Here is a 26,178-nt window from a genome sequence, read left to right as displayed (position 1 = left end):
ATGAAAACACTATATAAAATCGGAATTGTTTTACTTACCGGAACAATCATGACTTCTTGTGTGGTAGGAAAAAAATATGCCCGAACAGATTTGAATGCTCCAGAAAAATACCGTGAAGAAATTGCGCTCACTGGAGATACTATTTTGCTTCCGTGGAAAAGCTATTACAAAGATCCTTTGTTGGTTAATTTAATTGAAAAAGCCCTCGTTAAAAACAACGAGGTGCTTGTTGCAATGAAAAGTATGGAACAGCTTGACCTTAGTTATAAACAAGCCAAGCTTTCCTTACTTCCAACACTCGATTTTGATGCAGGTGCGAGCCGTGCTTATCCTTCTAAAAATTCCTTAAACGGATCGTTAAGTCAGCAGTTTATTGGTAAAGATTATATGGACGATTACAGTGCCAATCTACGTCTTTCTTGGGAAGTTGATATTTGGGGAAAAGCCGCGATGCAGAAACGTGATGCTAAAGCTGCTTATTTTGCCCAAAAAGAGAATCTTTCGGCTTTAAAAACTCGAATAATTGTTCAAGTTGCTCAAGCTTATTACAATCTTTTGGGTTTAGACGAACAGCTTAAAATTGCAGAAAAAAATATTGAATTAAGCAATAATACTTTAGGTATGATGCGCTTGCAGTACAATTCTGGATCTGTTAGTTCATTAGCTGTAAACCAAACCGAAGCGCAGAAGAAAACGGCAGAATTGTTAGTCCCTTTAGCGAAAGCTAATATCGCTGTTCAAGAAAACGCTTTACAGATTTTGTGCGGAGAATATCCAGATAAAATAGAAAGAGCTGGTAATATTGATGCTGCAGAAGTTGCGGTTTTATTTCCAACTGGAGTTCCAGTTTCGCTTTTAAGCAGACGTCCAGACGTAAAAGCTAGCGAATACGCGGTAATGTCTGCAAATGCTAAGACAGGTTTGGCAAAAGCTACAATGTATCCTACTTTAAGTTTAAGTCCGTCAATTGGGGTAAATTCATTTGAGTTTGATAACTGGTTTAATTTTCCTGGCTCTGTTACTAAGACGATTGCAGCCAATTTAGCGCAGCCAATTTTTAGAAAAAAAGCTTTAAGAACTGCTTATGAAGTTGCTGTTTTAGAACAAGAAAAAGCAGTTGTACAGTTTAAACAGTCTTTTATTACTGCCGTAGGAGAAGTTAATGATGCCATGTCGAGATTGAAATATGCTGATGAACGTATTTTATTGGCAACAGAAAAAGCACAATCTTTAGATAAAGCAACTTCCGATGCTTCTTTACTGTACAAAAGCGGAATGGCGAATTACTTAGAAGTTATAACAGCTCAAAACAGTTCTCTTCAAAATGATTTAGATGTTGTAACCATAAAGTTAGAAAAACTTAATGCAGCAATTAATCTCTATCGGGCTTTAGGTGGAGGAGTAGAATAGTTAATTTATATAATTCACCATTTCTGGATAAAAACAGAAATGGTGTTTTTTATTTGGGGGAATTATTATTAAACATGGACAAAGTTAGTTTTACACGATTAGAACTTTACAACTTGGTTTGGAAATTTCCAATTATCCAAATTGCAAAACATTACGAAATTTCGACTATGGAAATAAAAAATGCTTGCAGTAAAATGGAAATCGCTTTACCCAATAACCGTTATTGGAATAAACCAGAATATAAAAGACCAAAAGCACCAAAATTGTCATTAGACTACAATGGCAATAACCAAATTCATATTCTAAAGAAAAGATATGAAATGCAATTTCGCCATACATCAAAATCAAGTCCGTTACTGGATGCTGTCCATCAAATAAAAAAAGATTTGAGTGATTTTTTGATAGTGAAAGAAACCCTTGAAAATCCGGTTGAAATTGTTCTAACTACAAAGGGATATTTCAAAAATTTGAAACAAAATGACAGAAAAGATTTTCTTGAGATTTTGAATTTAAATGTAGCCGATAAAAATTTAAATAGAGCTTTGCTTTTTATGGATGCTTTTATAAAGCTTTTAAAATACCGAGGACATCAATTAATAAAAAATACTAACGAAGCTGATATTATTTTATTTAATAATGGAATTGAGATTGAAATCGATTTAAGAGAAGCTTTAAAAAGAATTACAATTGAAGGAAAAAGAGAAACCTCTGAATATATTTTTACGGGCGAATTTATATTTCGTGCAAAAAGAGAATCTATTAAGAAAGAATGGCGTGACGGAAAGATTTTATTAGAAAACAAACTGGCAATTATTTTAGCAAAATTAGAACTTATAGCAAACGAAGAAAGTTTCTTTACCAATTAAAAAACGTCCGAGATATTATTAAAATATCTTTTATGAAATAAGTGTTGTACAGAATAATTAAGTAAATTAGAATTTTAAATAACTTAAAAAGTTCAGCTTATGATTCTATTTCGAAATGCTTTTTTAATAATGATAACTGCATTTTTTCTAACATCTTGTCATAAAGAAAATGGTTTAGAAAATAAAAACTTAGATCTAAATACCTATTTGAAGGATAATAGCGAAGGGATAAAAACAGGAGGAATTCAAATAGTGCAAATTAATACTCCTAAAGGGAAGTTTAATGTTTGGACTAAGAGAATCGGAAACAATCCTAAAATAAAATTACTGCTTCTTAACGGTGGACCCGGAGCGACACATGAGTATTTTGAATGTATGGAAAGTTTTCTGCCTTCAGAAGGAATTGAATTTATTTACTACGATCAGTTAGGAACGGGTAATTCTGATAATCCGAATGATCCAGCATTTTGGGATTTAGATCGTTATGTTGAAGAAGTGGAACAGGTTCGTCAGGCATTAAAATTAGATAAAGATAATTTCTATTTATTAGGTCATTCTTGGGGCGGAATTTTGGCTTCGCAATATGCACTTAAATATCAGCAGCATTTAAAAGGGCTTATTATTTCGAATATGATGATGAGCGCAATAGCGTATGATAAATATGCAGATGACGTTTTAGCCAAACAAATGGATCCGAAAGTTTTGGCCAAAATAAGAGAAATAGAAAAAAATAAAGATTTTGAAAATCCGGAGTATATGAAATTGCTTCTTCCTAATTTTTATTCGAAACACATTTTACGTTTAGATCCAAATCTTTGGCCAGAACCAGTTAATAGATCATTTGGTAAAATCAATCAATCTTTATATGTTACGATGCAAGGACCAAGCGAATTTGGACTTTCGGGAAAACTAGAGAAATGGGATATTACAAAAGAACTTCCAAAGCTAACGATACCAGTATTATCAATTGGAGCAAAATACGATACAATGGATCCCGAACATATGAAATGGATTGCATCGCAAGTTAAAAACGGAACTTATTTGTATTGCGAAAAAGGAAGTCATATGAGTATGTATGACGATCAGGAAACTTATATGAATGGATTGATTAAGTTTTTAAAAGATACTTCGAACTAAAAATAAGAAAGCCAGAAAAATATTTTTTCTGGCTTTTTTAATTAGTCCTAATTTTTTCTCGAAATTCTAAAGGCGACATTTGAGTTCTTTTTTTAAATAGCGTGCTAAACGATTGCGGATGTTCAAAACCAAGGTCGTAAGCAATTTCACTGACCGATAATTCGGTCGTAGATAATTTTTCTTTCGCTTTATGTATTAGTTTTTCATAAATATGCTCACTTGTATTACGCCCAGTATGTATTCGTAAGAAATCGCTAAGGTAATTAGGAGAAAGATTCATGGCTTCTGCAGCCAAGCCAACGCTTAAAAGACCTTTTTCTGCAGTGTTTTCACTATAATAATCATTTATAAACCGTTCAAATTTTGTTAGCAAGGTATGACTGTTGCTTTTCCTTGTTATAAATTGCCTTTCATAAAATCGACTAGAATAATTTAGAAGCAGGTCAATTTGAGATAGAATGATATCTTGAGTGTGATGATCAATATGTTGGCATTCTTTATCAATTCTATCCAAAATTTCTATCAGATATTTTTCTTCTTGTTCTGATAAATGCAATGCTTCATTTACGGCATAAGAGAAAAATCCAAATTCATGAATTTTTTGTGCTAAAGGATGTTTTAAAATAAAATCTTCATGAAATATCAGTAAATAACCAGCTCCACATTCCATATTATGAAAATCCAAATACTGCACCTGATTGGGTGCAGTAAAACTTAGTACGCCTTTATCGTAATCATAATGCCCTTGACCATATCTAATTTTCCCTTTTGCATCTCTTTTTAAAGCAACACAATAGAATTTATTGACAAAACCTTTCCAGATTTCATCATCGAGAAAAACACTTTCAGATAAATTGATTACGCTTACCATCGGATGTTTCGGTTCCTGAAGAGAAAGTAAACGGTGAAAAGCGGAGACAGATGCAATGGTATTCATAACAGCTTCTTTTTAAGTTTAATCTAAAAGCCCCATACTGAATTCATCATACGGCGCTCCAGTATCTGTTCCCAAAGGTACAATACTTTCAAGTTTTAGCAGATCTGCTGAACTTAATTCTAAAGTAGTAGCATTTATATTCTGCTCAAGATAAGTTCTTCGTTTAGTTCCAGGAATAGGAACAATTCCTTTGCTAATAATCCAAGCAAGAGCTAGTTGAGAAGAATTGATGTTTTTTTCTTCCGCCATATTTTCAATTGCTTTTACCAATTCGATATTTTTATGGAAGTAATTTTCCTGAAAACGAGGAATAGCTCTTCGGAAATCATTTTCAGGAAGATCATCAATTGAGCGAATTTGGCCAGACAAAAAGCCGCGTCCTAATGGAGAATATGCTACAAAGCCTATTTCGAGTTCGTTAAGAGTTTTTAATACACCTCTTTCTTCTGCGGTTCTTTCAAACAAAGAATATTCACTTTGAACAGCTGTAATAGGATGAATTTTGTGTGCTCTTTTAATGGTTTCAGAGGATACTTCAGAAAGTCCCAAATATCCTACTTTACCTTCTTTAACAAGATCACTCATAGCATCAACAGTTTCTTCTATTGGAGTGTTTTTATCCAGACGATGCATATAATAAAGATCAATATAATCGGTATTCAAATTTTTTAGAGAACGTTCAACCGCTTTTTTGATATATTTTTTACTTCCGTTTATAGCCCAAGTCACTTTTCCGTTATCATCTATTTCCCAGCCAAATTTTGTAGCCAGTATATATTTATTGCGATCATTTCCAATTGCCTTTGCGATTAGCTGTTCATTTTTTAAAGGACCATACAAATCTGCTGTATCGAGAAAATTACCTCCCAATTCTAGAGAACGGTGAATGGTTTGTATAGCTTCTTTTTCGTCTGCTGCGCCATACATATTTCCTTCTTCAAAACCCGTCATTCCCATACATCCCAAACCTATCGGCGGAATAATTAATCCTTGATTTCCTAATTTAATCTTTTCCATTTTTTAAAGTTTTTAATGAATACAAATTTCGAAAGTAAGTGAGCTTTGAACAGTTTGCAGATTACGGAAAAATGTAAGCGAATTACTGTTGCTCATAAAAAAGATCTTTTTACTGTAGTTATAAACCCCAAAACTTTGTTGCAAATTATAATTTGCAACATGTTTAAAAATTTTCTTCTAACGATTAGATTTAATTTAGTGCCAGCGAATTAAAGTAAAAGTTGCTCTTGCTTTAACTTGATATTTGATTGTAAAAATGCAGGTATAACTGTTCGATTTAAACAAACAATTACAGTGTTACATTTTTAAATTTTAATAATTGATTATCATGAAAAAAAATCTCTTTTTATTATTTACTCTGATATTCTTGTTATCATCTTGTAAAAAAGAAGAAACGGTAGCTAATACAGAATCTTCAGATGCTGTAGTAACAGGAACAGATAGTTCTGCAACACTAAAAGTGCCTGCAGCACCAGTTCCAAATACTATTATGACAGAAGCTTTTGTCAAAAATCTTGCGACTTCAATTTATGGCTGGGCTTGGCCAATGGTAAATATTCATAATAGAGTAGAGACTTTTAAGGCATTGCCAGGGCCAATTTATGGAGAAGGAATTCTGCCTCTTGCTCCGCCTAATCATTTGTGTATGCTTACAGATTATATTAAGCCACAAGAAAGAGCTGTAGCTTGTCCTAATCAGGATGTTGTATATGGTTTAGCAACTTTAGATTTAACAAAAGGTCCAGTAGTTGTTCAAGTACCAGATTTTGGAGATCGCTTTTGGGTTTATCAAGTCTGTAATCAACGTACAGATGGATTTGCAAGTCTTGGTAAAATGTATGGCACAAAACCAGGTTTTTATCTTTTAGCAGCAAATGATTGGAAAGGAACCGTTCCAGATGGCATTATTTCTGTTTTTAAATGCCCGACAAGCCGTGGAGTTGTAATACCTCGTGTATTTCAGAGTGATGATCCAAGCGATAAAAAAGCAATACAGCCATTAATTAGTCAAATAGGTTTGTATCCTTTAAGTGATTATGATGGAAAACCAAAAACAACAGATTGGACAAAACTAAAATCAACTCCTCCTCCAGCAAAAGGAGAAAAAGGGGAAACGAAATGGGTAAAACCAGAGATTTTCTTCGATCAATTAGGAGCAATTTTAAAAGAAGTTCCTCCCATGCATGGGGAAGAAGCTTTTTATGCACAAATGCAAGCCTTGCTTGATGCTGTTAATAAAGATCCTAAACTAAAAGCTATTGCTACAAATGCAGCAATTGAAGCAGAGAAGAATTATGTAACACCTTTATTCCAGTTTCAGAATGTGGGTTATCCTGTAAAATACAATTGGACTACCCAAAGAAACGGAGCACAATTTGGATACGATTATCTAACTAGACTTTCATGTGCTAAGGCTAATATTTTTGTAAACAAACCTTTTGAAACCAGGTATTTTTATCAGGATCGCGATGAAGCAGGAACAAGATTAAACGGTTCTAATAAGTATACTGTAACATTTGCAAGTGGACAGCTTCCTCCTGTAAAGGGATTTTGGTCGCTTACTCTTTATAATACCGAACATTTTTTTGCTCCTAACAGCTTAAATAGATATTCTTTAGGAACAAAAAATAAAAACTTAAAAAAGAATGCTGATGGTTCTCTTACACTTTATGTACAAAGTACGCCACCATCTGAAGATAAAATGAGCAATTGGCTTCCAGCACCAAAGGAGGTGTTTTCATTATATATAAGATGTTATTGGCCAGAAGAGGCAGTTTTAAATGACAGTTGGAATCCGCCAGCGGTGATAAAAGCGATTTAAATTAGAAATAAAATCAATCCTTTTTTGAGAGGAATTTTACTAATGAAGCAATAAAATAAAATAGTACACGAGAGTTTAATTAGAGAAGCTATGAATAAAATTAAGAAGGCGATTACTATTTTGTTCTGCATTATTTGCCAATCTTTTGTATACGCGCAACTAGATGCACCTTATACTATGGGTTTCATTCCTGCTTCCATTTCTGAAGGAGATCTTGCTTTTCCGATATATGATAAATGGCACTTAAGTGGTCAGGTCGATTTTCAATTGGTTACGCAAGGAGCATATAATACCACTAATCCGTTCGAGTATACGCAGCGTGTTGTAGTTAGACCTTGGATAGTTTATTCAGGTTTTAAGAATATGAAATTGTGGCTTGGATATGCCCATAATCAAAAATATGCAGTAGAAGAAATGGGAAATTATAAAACGCTTGAAAATAGGTTAATTGTTATGGGAACCTATACTCAAGCTATGCCGAAAGGTTCACTTTTTGAACAAGTGCGTTTTGAAACGAAATTTTTCGATGATAGAACCGGGCAGCAGCAAGTAATTCCAAGATTGAGGGCAAGATTTGGAGTCAATCATTACCTGCGACAGACTAGAGAGAAACCTATTTTTTTAGCTCCAAATATTGGTTATTACACAGAGCTTATGCTCAAGTTTGCCAAGAAAGATTATGCCGAAGAACATTTTGACATTTTTAGATTATCTGTATACTATACAGCCGGAATAACTCCTAATCTTCATTTTTTATCAGGCATAATAGGTCAGATGCAACTTCGAACAAATGGAAGTCAATTTGATGTTTACTATGGACCAATGGTTTCCTTAAAATATAGTATAAGACCTAAAGAAAGAGAAACTTTTGACAGTGTCGATGGCGGTGCTGATTAGGAATGTAACAAACGAAAACAGCTATAATAATTAAATTTAAAAATCATGAAGAAAAGTAACTTAAGACTAATTTTTGCAAGTTTGTTCTGTTTTATTTTTATTGGAATTATAAACGGACAAACAAAAAAGAAACCTAATATTATTATGGTAATTTCCGATGATACGGGTTGGGGAGATTTAGGAGTTTATGGAGGAGGTGTCGGACGAGGAATGCCAACGCCAAATCTGGATAGAATGGCAAAAGAAGGAATGCAGTTTTGGTCTTTTTATGGGCAGCCTAGCTGTACTCCTGGAAGAGCAGCAATGCTGACAGGGCGTATTCCAAATCGTAGCGGTATGACAACCGTTGCTTTTCAAGGACAAGGCGGCGGACTGCCAAAAGAAGAATGGACCTTGGCATCAGTACTTAAAAAAGCAAATTATAAAACTTATTTCTCAGGAAAATGGCATTTAGGCGAAGCGGATTATGCCATGCCAATTGCTCATGGTTTTGACAAAATGCAAAATGTAGTGCTTTATCATTTGAATGCCTATACTTATGCTTTTGAGTCATGGAACCCAGAAATGTCTCCTGATATGCTGGCTTTATTCAAAAAAGTGACTACCGGTATTTTAGAAGGCGAAGCAGGTGGAAAAGCCCGTGAGATAAGCAAAGTTACAGAAGAGAATATTGCAGAGCTTGATATGATGATGGTGGAGAATAATTTGAAGCAACTTGATGAATATGGAAAAGGTAAAGATCCATTTTTTATGTGTATCAATTTTGCTAAAAACCATCAGCCAAACTTGCCTTCTAAACAATTTGTTGGTAAATCTCCAGGAAAAAGTAAATATTCAGATGCTGTAGTAGAAATGGATTATAATGTAGGACGTATCATGGACAAGATTCGTTCTTTAGGAATTGCTGATAATACAATAGTAATTTATACAGTCGATAATGGTGCTTGGCAAGATGTGCATCCAGATTCTGGATACACTCCATTCAGAGGAAGTAAAGGAACAGACCGAGAAGGAGGTAGCCGAGTTCCTGCTATTGCTTGGTGGCCTGGGCAAATCGAGGCAGGAAGTCAAAGCCACGATATTGTTGGTGGGCTTGACTTAATGGCAACATTTGCTAGTCTCGCTGGCGTAGAACTTCCAACAAAAGATAGAGCAGGTGTTGATATGGTATTTGATAGTTATGATATGTCTAATGTTTTGTTTAAAAAAGGCACACCGCTTCGTGACAAATGGTTCTATTTTACTGAAGCTGAATTATCACCTGGAGCTGTACGTATTGGAAAATTTAAAGCAGTTTTTAATACACGAGGAGATAATGGGGCTATAGCTGGCAGTGATGCGCCCGGACAACAGCTTGGATGGAGAGGTGACGAAACTTATATTGCTACCATACCAGCTATTTACAATCTTTGGCAAGATCCGCAAGAACGTTACGATTTGTTTATGAATAGCTGGACAGAGAAAACATGGACCGCTATAATCTTTAATCAAGCGATTGCAGATTTAATGAAAACTTATGCCAAAACTCCGCCAAGAGCACCTCAGAGTGAAACTTTTACGGGAGAAATGCAGATCGAACGTTATAGAACTATTGAGCAGGTTAAAAAAATGATGAATGAAAAGAAAACCAATCTTCCTCCATTGAGTGTTGATCCTAAACAATAATTTAAAAAGGTTAATTACAATTTAAAATCCCGTTTCTCGTTTGGAATGGGATTTTATTTTTATTGCTAAGAATTATTTTTATATAATTTTGATGACCCCTTAAGATCTATTACCAATGATACCACGTTTATTCTTTTTATTTCTATTTTTTTTCTCTCTATCTATTCATTCTCAATCTTCAACACAAGAATTAATAGATAGTTTAAATACTATTGAGGATCACGATAAAAAGGTAGAATTATGCAGAAAAATAGCTTTAAGTCTTAAATCTACAGATTGGGAAAGAGCTGTAAAGTATATTGAATTGGCAGAAGCAGAAGCAAAAAAAACACCACAATCAGATTTAGCTTTGGCAAGTGTTTATACAACCGCTGGCGAGGTCTATGATTCAAAAGATGTTTTAGATGTTTCTTTACAATACTATTTAAAGGCGTATGATATTTATAAAGAAAAAAATAATATTGAGGAAGCGGCACGAGTAGAAAATAATCTGGCAATTTTGTATGCTAAAAGCAATAATCAGGAAAAAGCTTTGAAATTTTTCGCTCATGTCTACAAGTATCAAAAAGAGAAGAAAGATTCTGCTAAGCTGGTAAAGATTCTCAATAATATAGGAACTATCTATCTGGAGAAAAATGCCGATTCGTCTTTGTATTATTATCAGAAAGCCAATGCAATTACTGATAAATTGAAAGATAAAACGTTGACAGTTTATATCTACACCAATTTGGCTAGAGCATATATCTTAAAAAATGATAAGCAAAATGTGAATCTCTATTTTGAAAAAGCGTTCTCTGTGTTGAATTCTATTGAAGAAAATTCACTAAAATCATTTGTTTATGAAGCTTTTTCGGAATACAATCTGAAAGAGAAAAAATTGGATTTAGCAATTGCAAATGCAAAACTGGCATTAGAATTTAATAAAGAAAAATCATTTGGTTTTTCTAGTATGCGTTTGAACAAAATGCTTTATGATGCTTATTTAAGCAAAGGAGATTATAAAAATGCCGTCTACTATTTTCAGCAGTACAACAAAATAAGTGACAGTATTAACATTGAGCAAAAAGCAGTAAATCTAGAAAGAATAAGACTCGAACAAGATTATAAAGTTAGAAGTCAGATTCAGAAATTGGTTGAAGAAAAAACACGATTCAAGTATTATGTAACCGGACTGATATTGGTTATCGGAATTTTATCTTTAATTCTCTTATTGATTCGATACAGAAACAGAAATATTAAAAATCAGCTCGAAAAAGAGAAGCTAAAAGCTAAAGAGCAAGAATTAAAACAAAGTCTCGAAGCTAAAAACATGGTTTTGGTCGGTAAAGCAATGGCCGAAATTCATCGCACTGATAACATCAATGAAATCCTGACCGATCTTAAAAAGATCAAACTCAAAACACCCAACAAAGAATTACAGCAGGCAATTGATATTGTCTTAAAACGTCTAGAAAAAGATTTGAATACCGATATCTGGAAAGAATTTGAAATCAGTTTTGAGCAGGTTCATAAATCTTTCTTTGATAAATTGACCATCGATTACCCAACACTTACTCCAAAAGAGCGACGACTTTGCGCCCTTTTATATTTAGATCTAACTACAAAAGAAATTTCTCAGATTACAGGACAATCGTTTAAATCGATAGAAAACGCCCGAACCAGATTGCGTAAAAAGTTCGATTTAACGAATGAAAAAGTAAATCTTTCCACTTATTTAAACAGTTTTAAAGGAGAATCATTGTAAAATAATTTTAAATATAACTATTTGATATAGTTGTTTTTATTTTTAAATGAGTGTTTTTTTAATGCTTCAATTTTGTCTGCGAGTGTTTTTGCATTAGTCCTTTTTTTTCGAACCTTATAGCACCATTCTATTTTTACCAAACCGAATGCAAAATTTAAGTTTGGATGAATACGAATAAAAAAGAAGAGTCGAATAAAAGTCTTGAAGAGCTTTTAGAAGAAACAAAAACAAAGAAGAGCGCACTCTTAAAAATTTTACAAAAAATAACGAAAGCAAGTTCTAAGAATCAACCGCCGAATTGATTCTAAGGACTTGCTTTTGTGGTTTTCTGCGAACCATTTTACTATTAACTCGCAGCCTTAATACTAATTTTAAATTAAAAAAAATGAACCAGATTTACTCTAAACCCAGGTATTTGTTTCTTTTGTTAGGTTTACTGGTCTGTTCCGTTGGAATGGCACAGTCACCTTTACCAAAAAACAAAACTGCAAATGTACAGACGACATTAGGATCGTCGGTAGGACTTCAAAAAAAGGATCAAGTTTATCAAAAAACGGCTAGCTCTACAGTTAGCCAAGAAGAAGATTCTAATCCTCTTTTGACTGAAAAAAGTGTAAAAGGCACAACACTTTCGCAAGAAGAAAGCGATGCTGTAAATAAAAGAATACAGGAAAGTCAAAAGTTTTTCAATAAAAGCCAAAGCAGTACAACGGCTAGAACTGCTCAAACCATTCCGACTTCAGATAGTACAAAAGTGAAATCTTTTGCTAAATCTTCGAGCCTTACAATACGAAATGTATTTGAAGTAAGAAAAGAAGATTTTGAATTGTCTAATTCAGACAAAATGCAGTTGAAATCGGTTTCTGAAAAGCATGGCAGAAAGTTGGCGACTTATCAGCAATTGCATAATTCTGTTCCTGTAGAAGGAGCAATTTATAAGGTTAGAGAAAATAAAACTAAAATTGACGCTTTTGGAGAAACTTCTAAAAAGCTTCCAACTAGTGGCAATTATAAAATAAATGCTTCTCAAGGTTTAGAAAATGCTTTAAAAGAAGTAAATGCTAAAGAATATGTTTGGCAAAGCAAAAAACTGACGCCTTTAGTACATAAAAAAATAAGCACAAAACCGCAAGGAGAATTAGTTTATGTCGGTCCTAATTTTTCTTCAGATTTGAAGGAATATCATTTGGCTTGGAAATACGATGTTTTTGCGACAAATCCGCAGTCTAGCCAAACTATTTATGTTGATGCGAATACAGGAAAAATCATTTTAAAAATTGATTTAAACAGAGATGTTCGTTCGTCTTCTTCACCAGTTGCTGACGGTAGAGCTGCTATTGGAAAAGGAAAAGCAAGATTTGCTGGAGATGTAACATTTGGTACAACTCAATATGCAGATGGTTATAGATTGGAAACTTTAGAAGGAAAATATAAAGTGCCAATTTATACTTTAAATATGAATCACGCAGAGCATGCTTCGGATGAGGTTCTTACAGAATATATCGATGAAGATAATAACTGGAATGATTTATACAATAAAGATCACGATGAAGCTGCAATCGATATTCATTGGGGATTGCAAACGACTTTAAATTACTACGAAGAAAAATTTGACCGTAATAGTGTTGATAATGAAGGAATGACCATTTTTGGATTGGCACATTTAGGAACAAATGTTCAGAATGCTTCTTGGACAGGCGGATGGGCGCAGTTTGGAGATGGAGACAATCAGCCATTTGTGAGTTTAGGAATTACAGGACACGAAATGACTCATGCTGTAACTCAATTCTCTGCCGGTTTAATTTATCAGGGAGAATCTGGAGCAATGAACGAGTCGTTTAGTGACATTTTTGGAATCTCTATCGAGCTTTACGCTGGCAAAGATTCTAAAAATGATATCTGGATGCTTGGTGACGAATTGTACAAACACGGAAGTTTGAGAAGTATGTCTAATCCAAAAGCGGCAGGGCAACCAGATACTTACGGAGGAGAATTTTGGACAAATCCTGCAAATACAAGTGTTGACAATGGTGGAGTTCATCAAAACAGCGGAATTACTAATTATTGGTATTATCTTTTAGTTGAAGGTGGAGAAGGTGTTAATGATTTAAATAACAGTTATAATGTAAAAGGAATTGGTTTAGCAAAAGCTGAAAAAATTGCTTATACAACACTTACAGAGTATTTATCGCCATCTTCAAACTTTATGGCAATGCGTCAAGCGAGTTTATTGGCCACAGAAGATTTATACGGATTAGGTTCTGAAGAATACAAACAAGTTACAAATGCTTGGTATGCTATTGGAGTTGGGCCTTCTTATGCAGAAAAACAAATCCTTTTGGTTTCTGTTGAAAATCCTACGGTTCCATGTGGTCCTTTAAAAGGAGAAGAACCATTTTATGTGAAAATAAAAAATACTGGAAGCACTGTAATTAAAGCTGACGAAAATTTGAATTTCAAATTAAGAGCTATGGCAAGTGCACTTGGAAGATTAATTACTTTTTATACTTATGACGGAAAAGTTCCTTTTGCTAAGGATTTAAGCCCTGGCGAAGAAACAGTTTTAGCATTAAAGTGTAAAATTCCTTATCAAGGAAATGGAGCAACAAACTACGTAGAAGTAAAAGTAGACTTAAATCCTATTACAGAGTTTGGAGCAAAAGAAGGATATACTTTCATTTCAAACTTAGTTGTGCCAGTCGCTCAAAAAGATTTTGATCTTAAAGTTACAGGATTGAGCATGCCTACTTATACTGGAAATGCACTTCCTTCAAATTACCAATCGGGAATTACAATTTTTAATTTAGGCTGTGCTGATATTCCGGCGGGAACTGTGCTTAAAGTTGGATATACTGATACAGCGCCGGGAAGTACAGCGGTTTGGAAAGATGTTACGCTTGCTACAAGTCTTAAAGGAAGATCAGAAATGACAATTCCTTTTGATAATACTTTCGATTTATCTGCCCTTGGTTTACATACTTACGAAGGATACGTAACATTGGCTCAAGATCCTGTTACAACAAACAATAGTATTCTAAATGCGGCATACAGCGGTATTGTAACACAGTTGCCATACTATCAGGATTTTGAAAGAACACCTGGAGGTTGGAATTCTAAATCATTATCATCAAATAAAAATCAAAAATTCTTGTTTCAGACTTTTGCCCCATCTTTTAGAGATACTAAATCAAAATATGTTTGGGGAATGAAAGATTTTACAGAAACTGATAAAGTCGCTCTTAATTCTGATTTTGTATTAGAATCACCAATTTTTGACTTTACAAATGTTGCTTCTCCTTATGCAGAATTCGATTTGTACTATTTATTGCATACAGGATACGATGGATTAATTGTTGAATATTCTGAAGATAAAGGACAAAACTGGAAAAAAGTTGAAGATGTAAATTACCCGGAAACTAAGCATTTAAGTGATTTATTTGATGGAGGATGGTTTACAGGAATAAATACAGTTCTGAAGAAAGATCCTTATCAAATACGTTTAAATAGTCTTGCAGGAAAAAAAGTTGCAATTCGTTTCCGTGTAAAAACAGATGATTATAATGATGGTTTCATTGGAGGATTCGTAGATAATGTTCGCGTTAGTGATGCACCTTACGATTTGCAATTATTGTCTTCAAAATTGGAGGCGGGAAAATGTACTGTTGATAATAGCAATGTAACTGTAATTAGTAAAATTACAAACAACTTTATAGCAGGAAGTCAACGCGTAAACATTACGACTAAAATTCTTGATGCAGCAAAAAATGAAGTTTATTCTAAAACAGAATTAACTACTTTGAACTTTACTAAGTTTAAAGATACAATCAGTTATTCTACTTCAAACATTGTTTTAAAAAATGTAGGAACACATACGGTTACGGTTTCTGTTTTTCCAGAAGACATGACTCAAGATGTTAAACAAGGAAACAACTCCATTACACTTACTTATGATAACTGGAATAACGAAGATTTAAAAGTTTCTGTTCTGCCTTATAAAATGGATTTTGAAGATGCAAGTAAATATAAAGGTTGGAGAACTTTTGAAAATGTAGGTTCAGCAGGATGGAATCATGGTTTACGTGCAGATTTAGGTTCGCCGGGATGGTTTATCGCAGATCATACTAAATTCATGGCAAGTAATGACGATAAATGCAATTGTGACGCAGCAAACGATATGTTGGTTTCGCCAGTATTTGATTTGACCAATTACAAATCGGCACACTTGACTTTTGATGGTTTTGGAGATTCACAACACCTTTCTGATGGATTTGTAAAAGTAAGTACAGATGGTGGTGAAACTTGGAAAGAAGTATTTAAAATGCCGTATTATGGTGCTTGGTGGGAATATGGAGTTGATTTAAGTGAATATGCTGGAAAATCTTGCGTAATGATAGCATTTGTGCAAAATGACAACGGACTTTTTGCAAATGGTTTTGCGGTAGATAATATCGAAATTAAAGAAACTAAAACGAATTTAAGACTTACAAATTTAAGCGTTCCAGAGACGGTTTACGAAGATGCTCCTTCTCACGAATTTGCTGTAAACGTAAGAAATGGTGCTTACAAAGAAGTAAATAAATTTACATTCGAATATCAAGTTAGCCAGAATGGCAATGCAGTTGGAAGTCCAATTTTGGTTGAAAAAAATGAAGCCATTTTAGTTGGACAAACTATTACTTATAATTTGGCTGGTCTGCCGCAATTAACTGCAGGAAAATATGAAATTGCTATAAAAGCCTATACTCCAGATGAATCTAAAGAGAATGCTCAGATCATAAAAGGATCTTTCGAAGTAGTTGCAAACGCACCAGAATTAAGCGTCGAAACTTATTCAAATCTTCCAGCTGGTTCATTATTTGGACAAAAAGGATTTGTTTCTAGCCAAAGTGATGATAATTATCCTTGGAGAGTTGTAACAGCTCCAGATAACGTGAATTTAACTGTTCCTAAAAAAGATCATACTGGCGATACAGCAAAAAATATGTTGTATAGTTCTTTAGAGAATTTATCATATTACAGTGAATTAATTTCGCCGATGTATAAATTATCTGAAAAAGCTTCTGCTGTAGAATTTTATTATGCAATGCAGAGTAATGTTAATGATATTTTATTAGTTGATATTAAAACTGCTGGAGGAGAATGGACAGAATTATGGAGAAGAAATAAGGAAGGAAGTTATGTAGATACGGAATGGAAACGTGCTTCATTGAACATCACTAAATACAAAGGAAAATCAGTAATGTTCCGTTTTAGACATGCAAAAGCTGCAGGATATTCTTATATGGTTTTAGATGATTTAAAAATATTTAACAATGAAGTTACAGATGTTGCCATGCAGATTTTATCTCCAAAAGATGTTTGTGGAAGTCAGGAATACAAAGTGAGATTAAGCAACGAAGGTCAGATTGCGATTAAAGAAAATAGCATTCAAGTAAAAATAGATTATCTGAATACTTCAGAATCTATTTCAGAAACTGTAGAAGCTGGAATTCCAGTTGGTGGAAGTGTTGAGTATATTTTTAAAAAACAGCCAAAATTAGATCAAAGCGATGATTCGCACATATTTAATTTCACTGCCAAACTAGAAGGCGATATTATTGATCAAAATAATACAATTGAAAATTATTATTATCAAGGAGTTTCTGGTGATTTCAAATTGTTTGATAATGCATCAATTCATGGATATGCTGGTAAAAGTGTTTATGTTAATGCTCAAACTAATTTATTAATCAAAGAATTAGATGCAGTTTCATACAAATGGAATACTGGAGAAACAACAAGTGATATTGTAGTAACTAAACCAGGCGATTACATCGTTACAGCGGTTCTTGAAAATGGTTGTACGTTGACAGAAAAAGTAAATGTTACATTTGACACTTTTGACTCGGAGTTACAAAGCGGTTCGCAATGTGGACCAGAAGTTGTTTTAAATCCTGGAAAATACAAATCTTACGAATGGTTTGACGGTTCTACAGATCCAACTTATACTATTACAGAAAGTGGTGATTATTACGTAACAGTTTATAATGAAAACGGTTTAGGTAAAATCTTTACTACTTCAGTTACGATTTTAGAAAATAAAACACCTGAAATCCAAGCGGCAGGAGAAAAGAAAATTGAATCTGTAACAGAAGCGTCTTCTTATCAATGGTATTTAAATGGAAGAATTATTCCAAATGCAACGCAAAAAACAATTGTTGCCATTTGGGAAGGAAGTTATAGTCTGGAAACTACAAATAGTAACGGATGTAACAGCATGTCGGCACCAATAGATTCTAAAGGTTTAATTATCGGAAAATTAACAAATGCTTTTAGAGTTTTTCCAAATCCAGCAGTAGACGATGTGAACATTTTCTTGGCTGAAAAAGCAGAAGGAGAAGCTGAAATCAAAATTTACTCTATGGAAGGTAATGCCGTGTGGAGTAAAACGTATAGCGCTGTTCCTTCAAATGTAAATGTAAGTCAGCTAAGCACTGGAGTTTATATTTTAGATTGTATAGTTCAAGGTAAAAAATACACCGCTAAGATTATTAAAAAGTAAAAAATAAAGATAGAATCGGCAGTTCTGATTTTTAGGACTGCCTTCTTAAAAACAAATAAATACAATGAAAAAATCAAAGCTAATTGTATGTGCATTTTTAGTATGTGCGAGTTTAACAGCTCAGACCGAAAAAGTGAAACTAGGTGTAAAAGCAGGTTTAAATATTTCGAGCCTAACGTTTGATGAAAATGAATTGAATTCATCAAACAAAAACGGATTTACAGTTGGTTTGATGGCTGAAATTCCTTTGACAAAAAACTTCTTTGTGCAGCCCGAACTTTTGTATAGTCAGCAAGGAATGAAATTATCTTATTCTGATGCTGAGGTTGAAAATTCACATTACAAAAGCACTCTTTCTTTAAATTATTTAAATGTTCCAGTAATGTTGAAATATTATGTATTGAAAGGTTTAAGTGTACAGGCAGGACCTCAAGTTGGAATTTTGCTAAAAGCAAATAATAAGTATCAAGATAACTTTTTAGGTTATGACAACCATGAAAAAATGGATTTGAAAGATTACTCAAATGGAGTAGATGCTTCTGTCAATTTCGGATTGGGTTATCAGTTTAAAAACAAATTTTATGCAGATGTAAGATACAATATGTCTTATACAGATGTGTTTAAAGAGGTGACTTCAAACACCAATTATAGTATTAATAGTGATATGAAGAATAGAATTTTTCAAGTAACCGTTGGTTATTTTTTTAAGTAGAGTTAGTAACAAACCTCTTCATATCTCTTTTAAAACCACTCTTATACAAGAGTGGTTTTTTGTTGTTTTAAAAGCAGTAGTATTTTAATTGTAGCCATTAACTTTAAGCCATTCGATACAATCTCTTGTCCAGAATTTGCTTGTGTCGTTTACGCCTAATCCAAATCCGTGGCCACCTTTTTCATATAAATGTAACTCCGCTGTAACTCCATTTTTCTTTAGAGCCAAATAATAATTAATACTATTTTCTGGCATTACAACAGTATCATCTGTAGTATGAATTAGAAATGCAGGAGGAGTTTGTGCTGTAACTTTTTTTTCATTAGAAAATGAATCTATTAAATCTTGCGAAGGATTATTTCCTAATAAATTAGTTTGTGAACCTTTGTGCGTAATCTCATTTTCCATAGAAATAACTGGATAAATCAAAAGAGAAAAATCAGGACGCGCACTTACTTTATAGGCAGATTCATAGACTTTATCATCATAATGTGTTGATGCTGTAGCAGCTAAATGTCCTCCAGCAGAAAAACCTAAAATCCCTATTTTCTTCGGATCAATATTCCATTTTGCTGCATTCTGCCTTACGTAACGAATTGCTTCCTGAGCATCTTGCAACGGACCAACATTTTTATTTTTCATAGTTAAATCTGTTGGAAGTCTGTATTTCAATACAAAAGCTGCAATTCCGATGCTATTAAACCATTCGGCAACTTTTGCTCCTTCTTTATCAAAAGCTAAATGCGAATAACCTCCTCCAGGGCAAATAACTACTGCTGTTTGATTTGGTTTACTTTCTTTAGGAATAAAAATACTTAGTGTTGGTACAGAAACCTGACTTGTACTTTGCATTTTTCCATCTTTCAGTTCAGGTTTTTCTTTATAATCTGGTGCTTTTATTTCATCTGGAATTTTATTCCAAAGCGGAATTACTTGATTCTGAGCATTTGAACAAAATATTCCTGAAAAAAGAATAAAACTCAATGTTATTCTTTTGTAAAATGGTTGTTTTTTAGTTTTCAATTTGATAGTTAATTATTTGTTTTACAATGTTTTATTATGATGAAGAACTGGAAATGTAACAATTGATATAAGTATCTAAAATTAGTAGAAATAATAGATAAAAACCATGTTTTTCAGTACAATTTTGCCCCATAAAAAGGATGAATTTCACCTCATAGCTTTTAACAAATATATTGTTTAATGTGTAATTTTGTATTCTTTTTTTTATGTAATCTATTAATTTAAATAGTTAAAATAATTTTTTATACAATTTATTTGGATTGTAGAGATTAAAAACTATATTTGTGCAATCGATTACATTGTTTCTGTTTGAAGGTGTTAATTTGTTGATTTTTAATATTTTTAAACAGGAGTCAATTGTTTTATTAAGATTACCAAAAATTACAAAACTATAATACCCACTAACTATGAATCAAACCGAAACAGTTGCAGTAAATGAAAGCATTAAGACAACAGGAAAATACCGTTGGAGTATTTGTGCCTTATTGTTTTTTGCAACTACAATTAATTATCTTGACAGACAAGTGCTTTCTTTAACCTGGAGTGATTTTATTGCGCCAGAATTTCATTGGACAAATAACGATTACGGAAATATCACAGCATTATTTTCTATTTTCTACGCTGTTTCATTATTGTTTGCAGGAAGATTTGTAGACTGGCTTGATACTAAAAAAGGATTTCTTTGGGCAATCGGAATTTGGTCAGTTGGAGCTTGTCTTCACGCATTTTGCGGAATTGCAACTTCAGGAATTATTACAGGAGATTGGTTTGTTGGGTTTCATGGTTCAAAAGAAATTATTAGTACAATAAGCGATACAGCATTGGTAATCAATGTAAGTGTTGCTTTATTTATTTTTGCTCGTTTTGTTTTGGCGGTTGGAGAAGCAGGAAACTTTCCAGCGGCAATTAAAACCACAGCAGAATATTTTCCTAAAAAAGATAGAGCGTTTGCAACTAGTATTTTCAATGCAGGAGCAACGGTTGGGGCTTTAGCGGCGCCAATTACAATTCCGTTTATTGCGAAATCTTTTGGTTGGGAAATGTCATTTATCATCATCGGAGCTTTAGGATTTGTTTGGATGGGATTTTGGATGTTTATGTACGATAAACCAGAAAAACATTCAAAAGTTTCTGCAGAAGAATTAGCTTATATCCAGCAAGATGATATTGAAGATAGTAAAATGGGCTTTAAACCTGAAGCTAAAGGAAAAGTTTCTTTAGTAGATTGTTTTAAATACAAACAAACTTGGGCATTTGCATTTGGTAAATTTATGACAGACGGTGTTTGGTGGTTTTTCTTATTCTGGACACCAGCCTATTTAAGTTCTGTTTACGGAATGGATTCTACAGAAGCAGCATTGCCTTTATTTGTACTTTATTTAATTACATTATTATCAATTATTGGCGGTTGGCTTCCAACTTATTTTGTTGAGAAAAAAGGCATGAACCCATATGAGGGAAGAATGAGATCGATGTTGATTTTTGCATTTTTTCCGTTATTGGCTTTAGTGGCACAGCCTTTAGGGTATATTAGTTATTGGGTTCCGGTAATTATTATCGGAATTGCAGGAGCTGCTCACCAATCTTGGTCGGCAAATATTTTTACTACAGTAGGAGATATGTTTCCTAAAAAAGCAATTGCAACTATTACAGGAATTGGAGGTTTAGCAGGTGGAATTGGATCAACGTTAATCAATAAAGGATCTGGGGTTCTGTTTGATTATGCGAAAGATACAGAAATGGTTTTTCTTGGATTTAAAGGTATTGAAGCGGGATATTTTATCATTTTCTCAATCTGTGCAGTTTGTTACTTAACAGGTTGGATTGTAATGAAAACATTGGTTCCAAAATACAGTCCGATTACAGATCTATAAAAAGATTTTCAAAAACTAACTAACCAACCTAAACCACCAAATAAATTATGAATCAAGCTAATGCAGCAATAGGAAAATACCGTTGGACTATTTGCAGTTTAGTTTTTTTTGCTACAACTGTCAATTATCTGGATAGAAATGTAATAAGTTACCTTCGGCCTTTTTTGGCAGAAGCTTTTCATTGGACTCCCGAACAGGAAGTTATAGATTATTCGAATATTGAATTGGCATTTAAAATTGCCTATGCATTAGGAATGCTGGTTGCAGGTGGAATTATTGATAAGTTAGGAACCAAATTAGGCTACGCTATTGCAACTGGATTATGGAGTTTAGCGGCAATCGGGCATGCATTAGCAACTGGAACTGGAGGTTTTTTAATTGCTCGTGTATTTTTGGGAGTTACAGAAGCAGGAAATTTTCCAGCAGCAATAAAAGCTACCGCCGAATGGTTTCCGCAAAAAGAAAGAGCATTAGCAACTGGAATATTTAATTCGGGTAGTAATATTGGAGCAATTATAGTTCCGTTAACTGTTCCTCATATTGCAGAAAAATATGGTTGGCAATGGGCTTTTATTATAACAGGAATTGTTGGTTTTATTTGGTTGGCTTTATGGTTTCTATTTTATGAAGTGCCTCAAAAACAAAAACGTTTATCACAAGCGGAATTAGAATATATTACTTCTGATAAAATTGAAGAGGTTGAGCCAGAATCGAAAGAAAAAGTTTCATGGATTAAATTGCTTTCCTTTCGACAAACTTGGGCTTTTGCAATCGGAAAATTATTGACAGATCCAGTTTGGTGGTTTTACCTATTCTGGTTGCCAGATTTCTTAATGAAACAGTATAAACTGACAGCAACCGAAATTATCTGGCCTTGCGCATTGGTTTACATGATCGGAAGTGTTGGAAGTATCGGCGGTGGATGGCTTCCGTTAAGATTAATAAACAAAAATTGGCCAGCTTATAAAGCAAGAAAAACGAGTATGCTGTTGTATGCTTTAGCAGTTCTGCCTGTTTTATTTGCACAGCAATTAGGGACAATAAATATTTGGTTTGCCATTTTGGTTATTGGTTTAGCAGTTTCAGCACATCAAGCGTGGAGTGCAAATATTTTTACTACAGTTTCAGATATGTTTCCTAAAAAAGCGACTGCATCTGTTACAGGTTTAGGAGGGATGTTTGGTGCTCTTGGAGGAATTTTGTTGACACTTTTAGTTCAAAAAAATATGTTTGTGTACTACACCAAATTAGGAAAAGTAGAAACGGGTTATTTTATTATGTTCTGTATTTGTGGTGCCTCATATTTATTGGCTTGGCTGATAATGCATTTGTTGGTTCCGCGAATGAAAAAAGTCGAATTATAAAGAAAAGTACAGGCAATTGAAATATTTTTTTCGTTTCAATTATGCTATTTAAATATAAAAATATAATTTTGTGCAATCGATTACATTAATTTAAAATTATGACAAAATATAGTTCAAGATACGCGTCAAGTCCAGAAGCAGTAAAAAAATATGACACGCAACAATTGAGAGAAGAATTCTTAATTGATGACTTAATGCAGGAGGATGAAGTGGTGTTGGTTTATTCTCACTATGATAGATATATTGCAGGTTCTGCAGTTCCTGTAAAAGGAGATTTGCCACTTGAAACAATCGATCCTTTAAAAGCGCCTTATTTTTTAGAAAGAAGAGAGCTTGGAATTATTAATGTAGGAGGAAGTGGTTCTGTTGTAGTTGAAGGAACAACTTATGAATTAGGTTTTAAAGATGCTTTGTATATCGGAGCAGGAAATAAAGATGTTGTTTTTAAAAGTGATGATAAAAATAATCCAGCTAAATTTTATTTAAATTCTGCGCCAGCACACACAACGTATCCAACTAAGAAAGTAAGTTTAGCAGAAGCTAATAAATTACAATTAGGAACAATGGAAACGGCAAATCATCGTACGGTTAACCAAATGATTATTGGAAGCGTGGTAACAACTTGCCAATTGCAAATGGGAATGACAGAATTGAAGCCAGGAAGTGTTTGGAATACTATGCCAGCTCACGTTCACGATCGTAGAATGGAAGTTTATTTTTATTTGGACATTCCAGAAAATCAAGCAGTTTGTCACTTCATGGGACAACCTCAAGAAACGAGACATATCTGGATGAACAATCACCAAGCAGTAATTTCTCCGCCTTGGTCAATTCACTCTGGTTCAGGAACTAGTAATTATACTTTTATCTGGGGAATGGCAGGTGAAAACCTAGATTACGGAGATATGGATGTTTGTAAAATCACAGATTTAAGATAAGAAAATGACAAACTTATTTGACATAAAAGGAAAAGTTGCCCTTATTACAGGAAGTACACACGGACTGGGAATGGCAATGGCGAAAGGATTAGGACAAGCCGGAGCAACAATTGTGGTAAACGGAAATTCTTCTCAAGAAAAAATTGATAATGCTGTAGCTGAGTTAAAAAGCGAAGGAATCAATGCAGTTGGTTATAAATTTAATGTGACTGAAGAACAACAAGTAAAAGAAGCTGTTGCTAAAATTGAAAGTGAAGTTGGACCAATCGATATTTTGATCAACAACGCTGGAATTATTAAAAGAATTCCGCTTCTGGATATGGAAGTTTCAGATTTCAGAGAAGTGGTTGATATTGATTTAGTAAGTCCGTTTATCGTTTCTAAACATGTTGCAAAAGGAATGATCGAAAGAAGACAAGGAAAAATAATCAACATTTGCTCTATGATGAGTGAATTAGGAAGAAATACAGTTTCTGCATACGCTGCTGCTAAAGGAGGTTTAAAAATGCTGACTAAAAATATGGCAACAGAATGGGCAAAATACAATGTTCAGATTAACGGAATCGGACCAGGTTATTTTGCAACAGAACAAACCAAACCAATTAGAGTAGACGGACATCCTTTTAATGACTTTATCATTAGCAGAACTCCAGCTGCAAAATGGGGAGATCCAAGCGATTTAGCAGGAGCAGCAATATTTTTATCATCCAAAGCAAGTGATTTCGTAAACGGTCACATTTTATATGTTGACGGTGGAATTCTTGCTACTATTGGAAAACCTTCAAACGAAGAATAATTCTCAAATTATATTTAAAAAGACATGAGCGCAAATACATTCATACACGACAATTTTTTATTAGAAAATAAATACGCTGAAGAGTTGTATCACAATTACTCTAAAAATCAGCCAATTATTGATTACCACAATCACTTAAATCCGCAGTTTATTGCTGAGGACAAGATTTTTGATAACATTACGAATGTATGGATCAACGGCGATCATTACAAATGGCGTGCAATGCGTACGTTAGGAATCAACGAGCAGTTTGTAACAGGAAATGGTTCAGATAAAGATAAATTCTTAAACTGGGCAAAAACTGTTCCGTACACAATGCGTAATCCTTTGTACCACTGGACACATTTAGAGTTAGCACGCTATTTTGATATTTATGATTTATTGAATGAAAAATCGGCTGAGAAAATTTACATCGAAACTTCAGAGAAAATTAATTCTCAGGCGTACAGCACGCAAAACCTTCTTAAAAAAGTAAACGCTGAATTAGTTTGTACTACAGAAGATCCAATTGATAGTTTAGAATATCACAAGAAATTCGCAAATAATTCAACTGGAATTAAAATGAGTACGGCTTTCAGACCTGATAAAGCCATCTTAATTGCTAATGATGGTTATAATGCATATCTGGACACATTAGGGGATGTATCCGGTATTGCAATTAACACTTTTGCTGATTTGCAAGCTGCGTTAAGAAACAGAATTGAATTCTTTAATGCAAACGGATGTAAATTAAGCGATCACGGTTTAGATCAAATTTATTTTGAAGAATTTACTGAATCTGAGATTGCTGCAACTTTCAAAAAGAAAAGAGAAAACAGAATTATAACACCAGAAGAAGCTTTAAAATTCCAAAGTGCTGTTTTAATTTTCCTATGCGAAACGTATCATGAATTTGGATGGGTACAGCAGTTTCACTTAGGGGCTTTGCGTAATAACAACGCTCGTATGCACAGAATCTTAGGTCCGGATACAGGATGGGATTCTATTGGGGATTATCCTCAAGCACAAAAACTTTCAGGTTTCTTAAATGCTTTAGATAGTAAAGATAAATTGAGTAAAACGATTATCTATAACCTAAATCCAGCTGATAATGAAGTTATGGCAACTATGATTGGAAACTTTAACGACGGAAGCGTTCGTGGAAAAGTACAATTTGGTTCAGGATGGTGGTTCTTAGATCAAAAAGATGGAATGACGAAGCAGTTAAACGCTCTTTCAAATATGGGATTAATTAGCTGTTTTGTTGGAATGTTGACAGATTCCAGAAGTTTCTTATCATTCCCAAGACATGAATATTTCAGACGTATTTTATGTAATCTTTTAGGAGACGAAATAAAACGAGGAGAACTTCCAAACGATATGGAATGGATCGGAAAATTGGTTTCTGATATTTCATATAACAACGCTAAAGAATATTTCAACTTTTAATTAAGTA

General features: G+C 33.7%; 18 protein-coding genes. 15 read left to right on the top strand and 3 right to left on the bottom strand.

The annotated features are described in order from the left end of the window. The 3 genes from HNP35_RS11865 to HNP35_RS11855 all read left to right on the top strand — a co-directional run bounded on the left by HNP35_RS11865 (nt 1) and on the right by HNP35_RS11855 (nt 3,413). Nucleotides 1-1,410, top strand: a complete 1,410-nt coding sequence (locus HNP35_RS11865; RefSeq protein ID WP_184161966.1) for an efflux transporter outer membrane subunit — start codon at nt 1-3, stop codon at nt 1,408-1,410. A 74-nt stretch (nt 1,411-1,484) separates the two neighbouring features. After that, entirely contained in the window at nt 1,485-2,276 is a 792-nt protein-coding gene (locus HNP35_RS11860) for a hypothetical protein (RefSeq protein ID WP_184161963.1), read from the top strand. Between the two features lie 129 nt (nt 2,277-2,405). Beyond that, nucleotides 2,406-3,413 carry a proline iminopeptidase-family hydrolase gene (locus HNP35_RS11855; RefSeq protein ID WP_184161960.1) on the top strand — a complete coding sequence of 336 codons (1,008 nt, stop codon included), beginning with the start codon at nt 2,406-2,408 and terminating at the stop codon, nt 3,411-3,413. Between the two features lie 37 nt (nt 3,414-3,450). On the opposite strand, the gene HNP35_RS11850 is transcribed toward HNP35_RS11855, so the two are convergent. After that, the gene (locus HNP35_RS11850) at nt 3,451-4,350 is read right to left on the bottom strand and encodes a helix-turn-helix domain-containing protein (protein ID WP_184161957.1); all 900 of its coding nucleotides are present in this window, start codon (nt 4,348-4,350) and stop codon (nt 3,451-3,453) included. A gap of 18 nt (nt 4,351-4,368) precedes the next feature. After that, nucleotides 4,369-5,367: an aldo/keto reductase gene (locus HNP35_RS11845; RefSeq protein ID WP_184161954.1), complete on the bottom strand. Its 999-nt coding sequence runs from the start codon at nt 5,365-5,367 to the stop codon at nt 4,369-4,371. A 328-nt stretch (nt 5,368-5,695) separates the two neighbouring features. Between HNP35_RS11845 and HNP35_RS11840 the strand changes: the two genes are divergently transcribed. From HNP35_RS11840 to HNP35_RS11810, 7 genes are all read left to right on the top strand, one after another. Next, nucleotides 5,696-7,189, top strand: coding sequence for a DUF1254 domain-containing protein (locus tag HNP35_RS11840; RefSeq protein ID WP_184161951.1), 1,494 nt, complete (start codon nt 5,696-5,698; stop codon nt 7,187-7,189). Between the two features lie 177 nt (nt 7,190-7,366). Next, nucleotides 7,367-8,086, top strand: a complete 720-nt coding sequence (locus tag HNP35_RS11835) for a DUF2490 domain-containing protein (protein ID WP_246453496.1) — start codon at nt 7,367-7,369, stop codon at nt 8,084-8,086. 45 nt (nt 8,087-8,131) lie between these two features. Next, a complete protein-coding gene (locus HNP35_RS11830) occupies nt 8,132-9,751 on the top strand; it encodes an arylsulfatase (protein WP_246453494.1) in 1,620 nt (539 codons plus the stop codon). Between the two features lie 115 nt (nt 9,752-9,866). Beyond that, nucleotides 9,867-11,495 (top strand): tetratricopeptide repeat protein, encoded by a 1,629-nt coding sequence (locus HNP35_RS11825; protein ID WP_184161945.1) that lies wholly within the window; start codon nt 9,867-9,869, stop codon nt 11,493-11,495. Between the two features lie 164 nt (nt 11,496-11,659). Then, a complete protein-coding gene (locus HNP35_RS11820; RefSeq protein ID WP_184161942.1) occupies nt 11,660-11,797 on the top strand; it encodes a hypothetical protein in 138 nt (45 codons plus the stop codon). An 83-nt stretch (nt 11,798-11,880) separates the two neighbouring features. Then, nucleotides 11,881-18,036 (top strand): M4 family metallopeptidase, encoded by a 6,156-nt coding sequence (locus tag HNP35_RS11815; protein ID WP_184161939.1) that lies wholly within the window; start codon nt 11,881-11,883, stop codon nt 18,034-18,036. Between the two features lie 64 nt (nt 18,037-18,100). Then, nucleotides 18,101-18,748 (top strand): porin family protein, encoded by a 648-nt coding sequence (locus tag HNP35_RS11810; RefSeq protein ID WP_184161936.1) that lies wholly within the window; start codon nt 18,101-18,103, stop codon nt 18,746-18,748. Between the two features lie 84 nt (nt 18,749-18,832). Here the strand turns inward: HNP35_RS11810 and HNP35_RS11805 are convergent, their stop codons facing one another. Further along, the gene (locus HNP35_RS11805) at nt 18,833-19,732 is read right to left on the bottom strand and encodes an alpha/beta hydrolase (RefSeq protein WP_246453492.1); all 900 of its coding nucleotides are present in this window, start codon (nt 19,730-19,732) and stop codon (nt 18,833-18,835) included. Nucleotides 19,733-20,178: 446 nt separating this feature from the next. Here HNP35_RS11805 and HNP35_RS11800 point away from each other — a divergent pair, with 446 nt between their 5' ends. From HNP35_RS11800 to uxaC, 5 genes are all read left to right on the top strand, one after another. Beyond that, entirely contained in the window at nt 20,179-21,645 is a 1,467-nt protein-coding gene (locus HNP35_RS11800; RefSeq protein WP_184161931.1) for an MFS transporter, read from the top strand. Between the two features lie 47 nt (nt 21,646-21,692). Next, entirely contained in the window at nt 21,693-23,009 is a 1,317-nt protein-coding gene (locus HNP35_RS11795) for an MFS transporter (RefSeq protein ID WP_184161928.1), read from the top strand. Nucleotides 23,010-23,107: 98 nt separating this feature from the next. After that, the gene (kduI, locus tag HNP35_RS11790; protein WP_184161925.1) at nt 23,108-23,947 is read left to right on the top strand and encodes a 5-dehydro-4-deoxy-D-glucuronate isomerase; all 840 of its coding nucleotides are present in this window, start codon (nt 23,108-23,110) and stop codon (nt 23,945-23,947) included. A gap of 4 nt (nt 23,948-23,951) precedes the next feature. Continuing rightward, nucleotides 23,952-24,743, top strand: a complete 792-nt coding sequence (locus tag HNP35_RS11785) for a gluconate 5-dehydrogenase (protein ID WP_184161922.1) — start codon at nt 23,952-23,954, stop codon at nt 24,741-24,743. Between the two features lie 24 nt (nt 24,744-24,767). After that, nucleotides 24,768-26,171: a glucuronate isomerase gene (uxaC, locus tag HNP35_RS11780; RefSeq protein ID WP_184161919.1), complete on the top strand. Its 1,404-nt coding sequence runs from the start codon at nt 24,768-24,770 to the stop codon at nt 26,169-26,171. Nucleotides 26,172-26,178 lie beyond the last annotated feature (7 nt).

The organism is Flavobacterium notoginsengisoli, assembly GCF_014207905.1.
Taxonomy (GTDB): domain Bacteria; phylum Bacteroidota; class Bacteroidia; order Flavobacteriales; family Flavobacteriaceae; genus Flavobacterium; species Flavobacterium notoginsengisoli_A.
This window is presented reverse-complemented; position numbering and strand designations above follow the sequence as displayed.